Raw genomic sequence first — 12484 nt, forward strand, 5'->3', positions numbered from 1 at the left:
CCCGTGCGGCAGAATTTCTGCCATGGGGATAGTCGCCGGGCTGGACAGTTCGCCCGAATTTACGCGCATTGTCGTCTGTGACTCGGACACAGGCACCGTGCTCAGGCAGGGGTATGCCCCGCACCCGTTGGAGTCGGCGGAGGGCGGGGGGCGCCCGTCGGACGTCGATCCGCAGGCCTGGCTGCTGTCCTTGGGGGAGGCGGCCACCGGCGGGCTGCTGGAGGGTGTGCAGGCGATCGGGGTGTCGTCCCAGCAGAACGGGCTGATCGCGCTGGACGCACAGGGCAACACCGTGCGCCCCGCGATGGTCGGCGGCGACAAGCGGACCCAGGTCGCGGCAGCCGACCTCGTCGACGCGCTCGGGGGGCGCGGCGCGTGGGCGGAGGCCGTGGGCTGCGTGCCGGGGGCCGCGCAGCCGGTGACCAAGCTGCGCTGGATGAGCCGTACGGAGCCGGATGCCGCCATGCGGACGGCCGTACTGCTGCAGGCGCACGACTGGCTGGTCTGGCAGTTGCTGGGGCGGCCGGTCAGGAGGACGACGGACCGGGGCGGGGCGTCCGGGACCGGGTACTGGAACGCGGCGACCGGGCAGTACCGCACGGATCTCGTCGAGATGGCGCTCGGGCACCAGGTCATGCTCCCCGAGGTGCTCGGCCCTTCGGACGCCGCCGGTATGACGCCGGAGGGGCTCCTCATCTCCGCCGGCACCGGTGAGACCATGGCCGCCGCGTTCGGGCTCGGCATCGGGCTCGGGGACGCGGTCGTGTCGCTGGGGGCCTCCGGGTCCGTCATGGCCGTCCACACCACGGCGCTCGTCGACTCCTCCGGGATGATCACCTCGCTGGCCGATGCCACGGGCATGCATCTGCCGGTCGTCACCACGCTGAACGCCGTACGGACGCTGCGCGGGGCCGCCGAACTGCTGGGCGTGGCCGATCTGGAAGGGCTGTCCGACCTGGCGATGAAGTCGACGCCAGGGTCGCACGGGCTGGTGATGCTGCCTTATCTGGAGGGTGAGCGGACGCCGAATCTGCCCCATACGGCGGGGACGGTGGCCGGGCTGCGGCGGGAGTCGATGAAGCCGGAGCACTTCGCGCGGGCCGCCTTCGAGGGAATGCTGTGCGGGCTCGCGGACGCGCTGGACGTGCTGCGCGGCCGGGGTGTCGACGTGCGGCGGATCTTCCTGCTGGGTGCGGCGGCGGAGCTGCCCGCGGTGCAGGCGGCGGCGCCGGCGCTGTTCGGGGTGCAGGTGGTGGTGCCGCAGCCGGCGGACTACGCGGCGGTCGGCGCGGCCCGGCAGGCCGCGTGGGCGCTCGGGGTCTCGCAGGGGGCGCTCGATCCGCGTACGCCACCGATGTGGCCGGGGGCGGCGGCTCAGGTGTTGGATCCGGGGGACGAGCTGGCCGTGGGACAGGCGGTTCGGCAGCAGTACGTCTCGGTTCGGGAGCAGACGCACCCTGGGGCGTTTCGGGCCTGAGAGGGTGCCGCTCCTGGGGGGTTCGGGCCCGAGAAGGTGCCGCTCCTGGGAGGTTTCGGGCCCGAGAGGGTGCCGCTTCGGTGATCGGGCGGCTGCGGGGCCGTCGTGGCCGGTCGCGGCCTCGCGGCGGAGCCGCGCATCGCCACGGCACCGCGCCTCCGCAAGACCCGCGGCACGGCTCCGGCCGCAAAGACTGGGGATGAGAACTTCACCGTTGGGTTAATTCGGTTGAGGTAACGCGGGTGGAGTGTCCGACGATGGGGGGTGGTGCACCCCGAACCCCGTCTTCGACTCCGAGAGATCTCGCGTGCTCATACGACTACTGAGAAGCCATCTTCGTCCGTACCGGACACCGATCACCCTGTTGGTGCTGCTGCAGTTCGTGCAGACGTGCGCCACGCTCTACCTGCCCACGCTGAACGCGGACATCATCGACGAGGGCGTGGTGGAGGGGGACACGGGCTACATCCTGTCCTTCGGCGCGTTGATGGTCGGTATCTCACTGGTGCAGGTCGTCTGCAACATCGGGGCCGTGTACTACGGCGCCCGCACCGCCTCGGCGGTCGGCCGGGACATCCGGGCCGCCGTGTTCGACCGGGTGCAGTCGTTCTCGGCGCGTGAGGTCGGTCACTTCGGGGCCCCGTCGCTGATCACGCGGACGACGAACGATGTGCAGCAGGTGCAGATGCTGGTGCTCATGACGTTCACGCTGGTGGCGTCGGCGCCGATCATGTGCGTCGGCGGCATCGTGCTGGCGCTCGGGCTGGACGTGCCGTTGTCGGGGGTGCTGCTGGCCGTCGTACCGGTGCTCGCCATCTGCGTCAGCCTGATCGTGCGCCGGTTGCGCCCCCTGTTCCGGACCATGCAGGAGCGGCTGGACACCGTGAACCGGGTACTGCGGGAGCAGATCACCGGCAACCGGGTCATCCGGGCCTTCGTGCGGGACGACTACGAGAAGGACCGGTTCCGGAAGGCGAACGTCGAGCTGACGGACGTGTCGCTGGGAACCGGGCGGATGCTCGCGCTGATGTTCCCGATCGTGATGACGGTCGTCAACCTGTCGTCGGTCGCGGTGGTGTGGTTCGGCGCCCATCGGATCGACAGCGGCGGGATGGAGATCGGTGCGCTCACCGCGTTCCTCGCCTATCTGATGCAGATCGTCATGGCTGTGATGATGGCCACGTTCATGTTCATGATGATGCCGCGCGCGGAGGTGTGTGCCGAGCGCATCCAGGAGGTGCTGGACACCCGGACGAGCGTGGTGCCGCCGGTCGAGCCCGTCAGGGAGCTGCGGCGGCACGGGTTCCTGGAGGTGCGGAGCGCCGGATTCCGCTATCCGGGTGCCGAGGAGCCGGTGCTCAGGTCGATCGAGGTCGTCGCGCGGCCCGGTGAGACGACCGCCGTCATCGGGTCCACGGGCAGCGGGAAGTCGACGCTGCTCGGGTTGGTGCCCCGGCTGTTCGACGTCACCGAGGGCGAGGTGCTGGTGGACGGCGTCGACGTACGGACGCTCGATCCGAAGCTGCTGGCCAAGACCGTGAGCCTGGTGCCGCAGAAGCCGTATCTCTTCTCGGGGACCGTGGCGACCAACCTGCGGTACGGCAACCCGGACGCCACCGACGAGGAGTTGTGGCACGCGCTGGAGGTGGCGCAGGCCAAGGAGTTCGTGTCCCTGCTGGAGAACGGGCTGGACTCGCCCATCGCGCAGGGCGGGACGAACGTGTCCGGCGGGCAGCGCCAGCGGCTCGCGATCGCGCGGACGCTGGTGCAGCGGCCTGAGATCTACCTGTTCGACGACTCGTTCTCCGCGCTCGACTACGCGACCGACGCCGCCCTGCGCGCTGCGCTGGGGCGGGAGACCGCCGACGCGACCGTCGTGATCGTGGCCCAGCGGGTGGCGACCATCCGGGACGCCGACCGGATCGTGGTCCTCGACGAGGGCAGGGTCGTCGGCACCGGACGCCACCACGAGCTGATGGCCGACAACGAGACGTACCGGGAGATCGTCCTCTCCCAGCTCACGGAAGCGGAGGCAGCCTGATGGCCGGGCCGTTGGCACGGATGGCGGGGACAGGGGCCCCCGAACAGCACTCCATGGACTTCAAGGGGTCCGGGAAACGGCTGCTCGCACAGTTCCGGCCCGAGCGGTTCACGATGTACGCGATGATCGCGTGCGCCGTGCTCAGCGTCGGGCTGTCGGTGCTGGGACCGTGGATCCTCGGCAGGGCGACCGACCTGGTGTTCGCGGGTGTCGTCGGACGCGAGATGCCGGCGGGCGCCACGAAGGCCGAGGTCCTGGAGTCCATGCGCGAGCGCGGGGACGGCGGGGTGGCCGACATGCTGTCGGGCACGGACTTCACACCGGGCAAGGGCATCGATTTCGAGGCCGTCGGCGGCGTGCTGCTGGTTGCCCTCGGCATCTTCCTGGTCGCGGGGCTGCTGATGGCGGCGGCGACCCGGCTCTCCACCCGGGCCATCAACCGGACCATCTACCACATGCGCGAGGAGCTGCAGGCGAAGCTGTCGCGGCTGCCGCTGTCGTACTTCGACCGGCGGCAGCGCGGTGAGGTGCTGAGCCGGGCGACCAACGACATCGACAACATCGGCCAGACGCTGCAGCAGTCGATGGGGCAGCTCGTCAACTCGCTCCTCACCATCATCGGTGTGCTGGTGATGATGTTCTGGGTGTCGCCGCTGCTGGCGCTGGTCGCGCTGGTGACCGTGCCCGTGTCGTTCGTGGTGGCCACGCGGGTCGGCAAGCGGTCGCAGCCGCACTTCGTGGCGCAGTGGCGGGTCACCGGGAAGCTCAACGCGCACATCGAGGAGATGTACACCGGGCACACGCTCGTAAAGGTGTTCGGGCGACAGGAGGAGTCGGCGAAGCAGTTCGCCGAGGAGAACGACCGGCTGTACGAGGCCGGGTTCAGGGCCCAGTTCAACAGCGGGATCATGCAGCCGCTGATGTTCTTCGTGTCGAACATCAACTATGTGCTGGTCGCGGTGGTGGGCGGACTGCGGGTCGCGTCGGGTGCGCTGTCCATCGGTGACGTCCAGGCCTTCATCCAGTACTCGCGCCAGTTCTCGATGCCGCTGACGCAGGTCGCGTCGATGGCGAACATGGTGCAGTCGAGTGTCGCGTCCGCCGAGCGGATCTTCGAACTGCTCGACGCGGAGGAGCAGGAGGCCGACGCCGTGCCCGGGGTGCGGCCCGAGGAGCTGCGGGGGCGGGTGGCGCTGGAGGGGGTGTCCTTCCGCTACGACGCCGACAAGCCGCTGATCGAGGACCTGTCGCTGGTCGTGGACCCGGGGCACACGGTGGCGATCGTGGGGCCGACCGGGGCGGGCAAGACCACGTTGGTGAACCTGCTGATGCGGTTCTACGAGGTCACCGGTGGGCGGATCACCCTCGACGGGGTCGATGTCGCGTCCATGTCCCGGGACGAACTCCGGGACGGGATAGGGATGGTGCTCCAGGACACGTGGCTGTTCGGGGGGACCATCGCGGAGAACATCGCGTACGGGGCGTCCGCGGCGCGGAAGGTCACGCGCGGGGAGATCGAGGAGGCGGCGCGGGCGGCGCACGCGGATCGGTTCATCCGGACGCTGCCCGACGGGTACGACACGGTGATCGACGACGAGGGGACCGGGGTGAGCGCGGGTGAGAAGCAGCTCATCACCATCGCTCGGGCGTTCCTGTCGGATCCGGTGATCCTGGTGCTGGACGAGGCGACGAGTTCGGTCGACACGCGTACCGAGGTGTTGATCCAGAAGGCGATGGCCAAGTTGGCGCACGGGCGTACGTCGTTCGTGATCGCGCATCGGCTGTCGACGATTCGGGATGCGGACACGATTCTGGTGATGGAGAGCGGTTCCATCGTCGAGCAGGGGGCGCACGAGGAGTTGTTGGCCGCGGACGGGGCTTACGCGCGGCTGTACAAGGCGCAGTTCGCTGAGGCTGTGGCCGAGGTGGACTGAGGGTGGTGGGGGGCGTGCGTGGGCCGTTTTCTCGCCCCCGCCGCCCCTACCCGTCCCATCCTCAAGGGGCTGCGCCCCTTCGACCCCCGGGTGCGGGTCCGGTGGGGGCTGGTCGCGCAGTTTCCCGCGCCTCTGAAGGCAGGGGCTGCGCCCCGTGCTTTTCAGGCCCGCAGGGGCCTGGTCCGCACCCGAGACGACACCTCTCAGTCCAGATAGCCCCTCAGCTGGTCCGCGAAGGCGTGGTCCCTCAGTTTGTTGAGGGTTTTGGACTCGATCTGCCTTATGCGTTCGCGGGTGACGCCGAAGATGCGGCCGATCTCCTCCAGGGTGCGGGGGCGGCCGTCCGCCAGGCCGTAGCGGAGTTGGACGACCTTGCGTTCGCGTTCGCCGAGGGTGGAGAGGACCGCTTCCAGGTGTTCCCTGAGCAGGAGGAACGCCGCCGACTCCACGGGGCTCGCCGCGTCGCCGTCCTCGATGAGGTCACCGAGGGCCACGTCGTCCTCCTCGCCCACGGGGGCGTGCAGGGAGACCGGTTCCTGGGCGAGGCGGAGGACCTCGGTGACGCGTTCCGGGGCGAGGTCGAGGTGGGCGGCCACTTCGTCCGGCGTGGGCTCGTAGCCGCGCTCCTGGAGCATGCGGCGCTGGACGCGGACGACCCGGTTGATCAGCTCGACCACGTGGACGGGGACGCGGATCGTGCGGGCCTGGTCGGCGAGGGCGCGGGACATGGCCTGGCGGATCCACCAGGTCGCGTAGGTCGAGAACTTGTAGCCGCGGGCGTAGTCGAACTTCTCGACGGCCCGGATGAGGCCCAGGTTTCCTTCCTGGACCAGGTCGAGCATGGTCAGGCCACGGCCGACGTAACGCTTCGCCACCGACACGACGAGCCGCAGGTTCGCCTCGATCAGGCGGCGTTTGGCCATGCGGCCCATGACGACCAGTTTGTCGAGGTCTAGGGCGAGCTGGGTGTCGAGGTCTGCGGCGCTGCCGAGCCTCTCCTCGGCGAAGAGGCCGGCCTCGACGCGGCGGGCCAGATCCACTTCCTCCACGGCCGTGAGCAGTGGGATGCGGCCGATCTCACGCAGGTACTGCCGGAACAGGTCCGAGGACGGGCCGCTGGTGTCCGGGCGGCTGCGCGGCAGCTCCACGGGCTCGGGAGGATCGGCCGCCTCGATGACCTCCACCACCACGGCGGCCGGCGGCTCGTCGGGCTCGGGTAGGCCCTCCGGAGCCCCCTCGGGGTGGTGTGCGGCGCGGCTCTGGGCGGGCACCGCGGTGATGACGTCGGTTTCCGCGTCCGGGTCCGAGCCGTCGGTACCGATGGCCGTACCGGTGTCGTTCTGTACGAGGGTCTGGGTCTGCACGGGGGCGACCTCCAGGAATGTCGCTGCCAGGGCGTGCGGCAGCGGTATGTCTGGGATGGCGCGGGCGGCCTCTCCGCCGTCCATCCCGTACTCATCGAGCGGAACCGCGGGGATCTCGGACCCGTGGGGGACGGGTCGGCCGCGCTCCGAGGACTCAGGCACCGGAACCCAGTGTGGAGTACGACACACAGCCGCTACGAGGGGCGTGCGGTGACTTTTTGCGTCCGGTCCGTGACCCCACGGTTACTGTGCCGTACGAGTGCGCTGCTGAGAGGCCCCTGAACCGCTTGAAGGCCGTACGGAACGGGGTGGCTCCGGCGTGGAATTGGCATGTGCGCCAGGGACGTTCACGCCCGGGGCGTCGGCCGGCCCGGCCTCAGAGCGCCTCCGCGCCCCGCTCCCGCAACGCCTGGTCGTACTGCTGGAGCACCCACAACTCGTTCTGTACGGCGGCCAGCTGGGCGGGGTCGCCCTGGGCGGTCGCCCTCGCCAGGCTGCCCTGGACGTCGCGCACCCGGCGTTCGACGGCCCGGCGGCGCACGGTGACGAGCTGGGCGCCCGCGTACATGTCGTCGACCGTCTTGCGCATGATCGCCTCGACGGCCAGCTCGGTCACCATGGCCCGCACCGTGTCGTCCGGCGCCGCCTCCCGGACCCGGACCAGGTACTCCTGCGGGTCCTGGGCGCCGTACTCGACACCGCCCGCCTCGATGATCGCCTCACGGACGGCCGCGTACGGGGCGGCGGTGAACTCGTCGACGCCGTACGCGTCGAAGGCGGGGGCGACCAACTCCGGCCGCTGGAGGGCGAGTTTGAGGAGTTCACGCTCAGTGGCGAACACCGGGTTGCGCAGTGTGAGGGCCGGGCCGGACGGGGGCCGGCCGGTGGACTCGTACGGCTGTGCCGAGCGCTGTGCGGACGGGGCCGGGCCCTGGCCGCCTCGGTCGCGGGCCCAGCGGGCCAGCTGGGCGACGCGCTTGACGACGAACTGGGTGTCGAGGATGCCGAGCATGCCGGCGAGCTGCACGGCGACCTCGTGCTGGGCGCCGCTGTTCTTGATGCGGGCCACGATGGGTGCCGCCTCGTCGAGGGCGGACGCGCGGCCCGCGGGGGTCTCCAGGTCGTAGCGGGCGACGATCTGGCGGAGCGCGAACTCGAAGAGCGGGGTGCGGGGTTCGGTCAGCTCGGCGACCGCCTCGTCACCCTTCGCGAGGCGCAGCTCGCACGGGTCCATGCCGTCCGGGGCGATCGCGATGTACGTCTCGGCGGCGAACTTCTGGTCGTCCTCGAAGGCGCGCAGGGCCGCCTTCTGGCCGGCCGCGTCGCCGTCGAAGGTGAAGATCACGCGGGCCGAACCGTTGTCCATCAGCAGCCGGCGGAGGATCTTGATGTGGTCGCCGCCGAAGGCCGTGCCGCAGGTGGCGATGGCCGTGGTCACTCCGGCGAGGTGGCAGGCCATGACGTCCGTGTAGCCCTCTACCACGACGGCGCGGCTGGCCTTGGCGATGTGCTGCTTGGCGAGGTCGATGCCGTACAGCACCTGGGACTTCCTGTAGAGCGCCGTGTCCGGGGTGTTGAGGTACTTCGGGCCGTTGTCCGACTCGTAGAGCTTGCGGGCGCCGAAGCCGACCACGTCTCCGCCGATGTCGCGGATGGGCCACATCAGGCGGCCCCGGAAGCGGTCGATGGGGCCCCGGCGGCCCTCCTGGGACAGCCCGGACAGCAGCAGTTCCTTGTCGGCGAAGCCCTTGCCGCGGAGGAAGCGGGTGAGGTGGTCCCAGCCCTGGGGGCTGTAGCCGACGCCGAAGTGGACGGCGGCGGCCTGGTCGAAGCCGCGCTCGGCGAGGAAGATCCGGCCGGTGTCGGCCTCGGGGCTGGTGGCGAGCTGTTCCGCGTACCACTCGGCGGCGATCTTGTGCGCCTCGACCAGGCGGATCCGCTCACCGCGCTGGTGGGAGGGGTTGTACCCGCCCTCCTCGTAGCGCAGGGTGATGCCGGCCTGGCCGGCCAGCCGCTCGACCGCCTCCGAGAAGGACAGGTGGTCGACCTTCATCACGAACGTGATGGTGTCGCCGCCCTCCTGGCAGCCGAAGCAGTGGAAGAGCCCCTTGCTCGGGCTGACCTGGAACGACGGCGACTTCTCGTCGTGGAACGGGCAGAGCCCCTTGAGGTTTCCCCCGCCCGCGTTCCGTAGCTGGAGGTACTCGGACACCACGGCGTCGATCGGGACCGCGTCCCGTACCGCCTTCACGTCCTCGTCGTTGATCCGTCCAGCCACGCGGTGATTCTACGGTGGTCCACCGACAGTCATGGGGCACGGGCAGCGCCCCGGCCGGGGCGCGGGGCTGTGGCAGCCTGCGGCTCCGCCGTGTGGGCGCGAGCAGCCGCGCACCACCCGCACTCGCCCTCGCGCCCCGACCCCGCGGACGCCTAGGCGATCAGGCTCTCCAGTGGCACCTGTGGGTTCGAGAGCGCCTCCACGTCCACTGCGGCCCGGGACCGGATCAGCTTCTGGATGGGCTCAGTGACATCCCACACGTTCACGTTCATCCCGGCCAGCACCCGCCCCTCCTTCACCCAGAACGCGACGAACTCCCGCTTCCCGGCGTCCCCCCGGATCAGCACCTGGTCGTACGACCCGGGCGGCGCCCACCCCGAGTACTCCATCCCCAGGTCGTACTGGTCGGAGAAGAAGTAGGGCACCCGGTCGTAGGTGACGTCCCTGCCGAGCATCGCCAGCGCGGCGGCCGGCCCGCCGTTGAGCGCATTGGCCCAGTGCTCGACCCGCAGCCGGGTGTCGAAGAGGGCGTGCGGGAAGGACACGACGTCACCGGCGGCGTAGATGGAGGGATCGGACGTACGGAGCCGGGCGTCCACCGCGATGCCGCCGCCCTGTGACCTGTCGGCCAGCTCCAGCCCTGCGGCTTCGGCGAGGCCGACCCGCGGCGCCGCTCCGATGGCCGCGAGGACGTCGTGCGCGGGGTGCTCCTCCCCCGTGTCCGTGCGGGCCGCGAGGACCATCCCGTCCTGGCCGACGATCTCGGTGAGCCGCGCGCCGAAGTGGAAGCGGACGCCGTGCTCGCGGTGCAGTTCGGCGAAGAGGTTGCCCAGCTCGGGGCCGAGCACGCCGTGCAGCGGTGTCGGCTCGGGTTCGACGACCGTCACCTCCGCGCCGTACTCGCGGGCCGCGGCCGCCACCTCCAGGCCGATCCAGCCGGCGCCCGCGACGACGAGGTGGCCGTTGTCGCGGCCGAGGGCGGCGAGGACCCCCTTGAGGCGTTCGGCGTGGGCGAGGCGGCGCAGATGGTGCACGCCCGCCAGGTCGGTGCCCGGGATGTCCAGGCGGCGGGGCTCTGCGCCGGTCGCGATCAGCAGTTTGTCGTAGTGGACGAGGGTGCCGTCGTCACCGAAGCGGACGGTCTTGGCCGTACGGTCGATCGCGTCGACGGTCTGGCCGAGGTGCAGCTCGATGTCGTTGCGCGCGTACCAGGACGGTTCGTGGACGAAGACGCTGTCGCGCTCCTTCTTGCCGAGCAGATAGCCCTTGGAGAGCGGCGGGCGCTCGTAGGGGTGGTCCCGTTCGTCGCAGATCAGTATCACGCGGCCGGTGAAGCCCTCCGCTCGGAGCGTCTCGGCCGCCTTCGCGCCGGCGAGACCGCCACCGACGATGACGAATGTCTGATCCGCGTCGACCACTTGTTGCCTCCTGCCAGGGGGTCTGGGGATGGACCCCAGATGAACCTTGCGGATGTCGCCATATGCGAGCGTCCCGCACGGAGCGTGATGCGGGAAGAGGGAGTGACCCGATCGGGCCACAGAGGGTCACATCCGGGGGGTGCGCGTCGAGAAGAACCGTGACGAGGGCCCGAGGCGCAGAACGAGGAGGGACCACACCATTCGGAGGGACCGGTTCCATGTCGCCGGATCGGGCAAGTGGCCCCGACCGCACGGAACATGCGGGGTCAAATCGGCGAAACCGAACACGAGTTGCAAGGAAACCCTTCTCGTGATCCCTGCGGCTCGCTAGCGTCCCTCCCACCTCGTTCGCACATCCCTGGGGAAGGACCTCTGTGAACGCATCATCCAAGGCATCGCCTCGCTCGCGCAGACCCGTCGCGGCCATCGCCGCCCTCGCACTCGCGACACCGCTGCTGATCGTCTCCGCCGGAACGGCCGACGCCAACAGCAACGACAGCAAGCCGGCCAAGGACGCCAAGAAGCTCTCGCGGAAGCTGGTCAGGGAGTCGTCCACGAAGGACGCGTACAAGCACCTGAAGGCGCTGCAGGCGATAGCCGACGCCAACGGCGGCAACCGCGCGGCCGGTACGCCGGGCCACGACAAGTCCGCCGAGTACGTCTACAACGTGCTGAAGAAGGCCGGCTACAAGGTCTCGTACGACACGTTCGAGTTCGCCTACATCGAGACCCTCGCGGAGAAGGCGTCCGTCATCTCGCCGGCGCCGCGCGATCTCGGCATCGCGGCGATGACGTACACCAAGTCGACGCCGGTGGGCGGCATCACGGCCCCGCTGGCGGCCGCCGCGGTGGACGCCACTTCAGGCTGTGAGGCCGGTGACTACGCGGCCGGTGCCTTCACCGGCAAAATCGCCCTGATCAAGCGCGGCGGCTGCACCTTCGCGCAGAAGCAGCTCGTCGCCTCCGAGGCGGGCGCCGTCGGCGCGATCATCTACAACAACACCGCGGGTGCCCTCGCCGGCACCCTCGGCGACCCGGCGAGCGCGAAGATCCCGACTGCCGGCCTCAGCCAGGCCGAGGGCGAGGCCCTCGCCGCCGATGTCGCGGCGGGCGTGGTCACGGTCGGCTTCGAGGTGCGCCAGCTCCAGGAGAACCGCACGTCGAACAACGTCATAGCGGAGACCCGCGGCGGTGACGCGGACAACACCGTGTTCGTCGGTGCCCACCTCGACTCGGTCACCGCGGGCCCCGGCATCAACGACAACGGTTCCGGCTCGGCCGGCATCCTCGAGGTCGCCGAGGAGCTCGCCGAGAACCTCAAGTCGGGCAAGCAGCAGCCCAACAAGGTGAAGTTCGCCTTCTGGTCGGCCGAGGAGCTCGGCCTGATCGGCTCCGAGTCGTACGTCGAGCGGCTCACCGAAGAGCAGCGCGAGCAGATCAAGCTCTATCTGAACTTCGACATGATCGCCTCCCCGAACCACGCCCAGTTCGTGTACGACGGCGACGACTCGGACGGTGTGGGCGCGGGCCCCGGCCCCGAGGGCTCGGCCCAGCTCGAACGTGACATCAACCAGTTCCTCGACTCCAAGGGCGAGCCGCACGAGGGCACCGACTTCTCCGGCCGCTCCGACTACGGGCCGTTCATCGCGGTCGGTATCCCCTCCGGCGGCACCTTCACCGGCGCCGAAGGCATCAAGACCGAGAACCAGGCCGCGGTGTTCGGCGGCACCGCCGGCGTCGCCTACGACGCGTGCTACCACGCCGCGTGCGACGGTCTGAAGAACATCAACATGAAGGCGTTCGGCATCAACATCGGTGTCATCGCCAACGCGGTGGGCACCTACACCCACGACCTGAGCTCGCTCGCCAAGCCGGTCGACTCCGAGCCCACCACGGGCGGCGACACCAGCGGCGGCGGCCTCCACTCCGACCACGACGAGGTCGCGGAGTAACCAGCCGCCCACCAGCCGCC

7 protein-coding genes are annotated in these 12484 nt (G+C 70.1%); 4 read left to right on the top strand and 3 right to left on the bottom strand.

Going from position 1 to position 12484, the window contains the following annotated elements:
• Window positions 1-22 precede the first annotated feature (22 nt).
• The 3 genes from OG858_RS14785 to OG858_RS14795 all read left to right on the top strand — a co-directional run bounded on the left by OG858_RS14785 (window position 23) and on the right by OG858_RS14795 (window position 5452).
• The gene (locus tag OG858_RS14785) at window positions 23-1477 is read left to right on the top strand and encodes an FGGY family carbohydrate kinase (protein ID WP_086749046.1); all 1455 of its coding nucleotides are present in this window, start codon (window positions 23-25) and stop codon (window positions 1475-1477) included.
• Window positions 1478-1784: 307 nt separating this feature from the next.
• Window positions 1785-3518 (top strand): ABC transporter ATP-binding protein, encoded by a 1734-nt coding sequence (locus OG858_RS14790; RefSeq protein WP_086749045.1) that lies wholly within the window; start codon window positions 1785-1787, stop codon window positions 3516-3518.
• Entirely contained in the window at window positions 3518-5452 is a 1935-nt protein-coding gene (locus tag OG858_RS14795; RefSeq protein WP_086749044.1) for an ABC transporter ATP-binding protein, read from the top strand. The genes OG858_RS14790 and OG858_RS14795 overlap by 1 nt, the downstream gene beginning before the upstream one ends.
• Window positions 5453-5655: 203 nt before the next feature.
• Here the strand turns inward: OG858_RS14795 and OG858_RS14800 are convergent, their stop codons facing one another.
• From OG858_RS14800 to OG858_RS14810, 3 genes are all read right to left on the bottom strand, one after another.
• Window positions 5656-6978 (bottom strand): RNA polymerase sigma factor, encoded by a 1323-nt coding sequence (locus OG858_RS14800; RefSeq protein WP_086750850.1) that lies wholly within the window; start codon window positions 6976-6978, stop codon window positions 5656-5658.
• A 214-nt stretch (window positions 6979-7192) separates the two neighbouring features.
• Window positions 7193-9094: a DNA primase gene (gene dnaG, locus OG858_RS14805; protein WP_086750849.1), complete on the bottom strand. Its 1902-nt coding sequence runs from the start codon at window positions 9092-9094 to the stop codon at window positions 7193-7195.
• Window positions 9095-9246: 152 nt separating this feature from the next.
• Window positions 9247-10512 carry an NAD(P)/FAD-dependent oxidoreductase gene (locus tag OG858_RS14810; RefSeq protein WP_037699714.1) on the bottom strand — a complete coding sequence of 422 codons (1266 nt, stop codon included), beginning with the start codon at window positions 10510-10512 and terminating at the stop codon, window positions 9247-9249.
• A gap of 374 nt (window positions 10513-10886) precedes the next feature.
• Here OG858_RS14810 and OG858_RS14815 point away from each other — a divergent pair, with 374 nt between their 5' ends.
• Window positions 10887-12464: a M28 family metallopeptidase gene (locus tag OG858_RS14815; protein ID WP_328544803.1), complete on the top strand. Its 1578-nt coding sequence runs from the start codon at window positions 10887-10889 to the stop codon at window positions 12462-12464.
• Window positions 12465-12484 lie beyond the last annotated feature (20 nt).

It is taken from the genome of Streptomyces europaeiscabiei (assembly GCF_036346855.1).
GTDB classification, from domain to species: domain Bacteria; phylum Actinomycetota; class Actinomycetes; order Streptomycetales; family Streptomycetaceae; genus Streptomyces; species Streptomyces europaeiscabiei.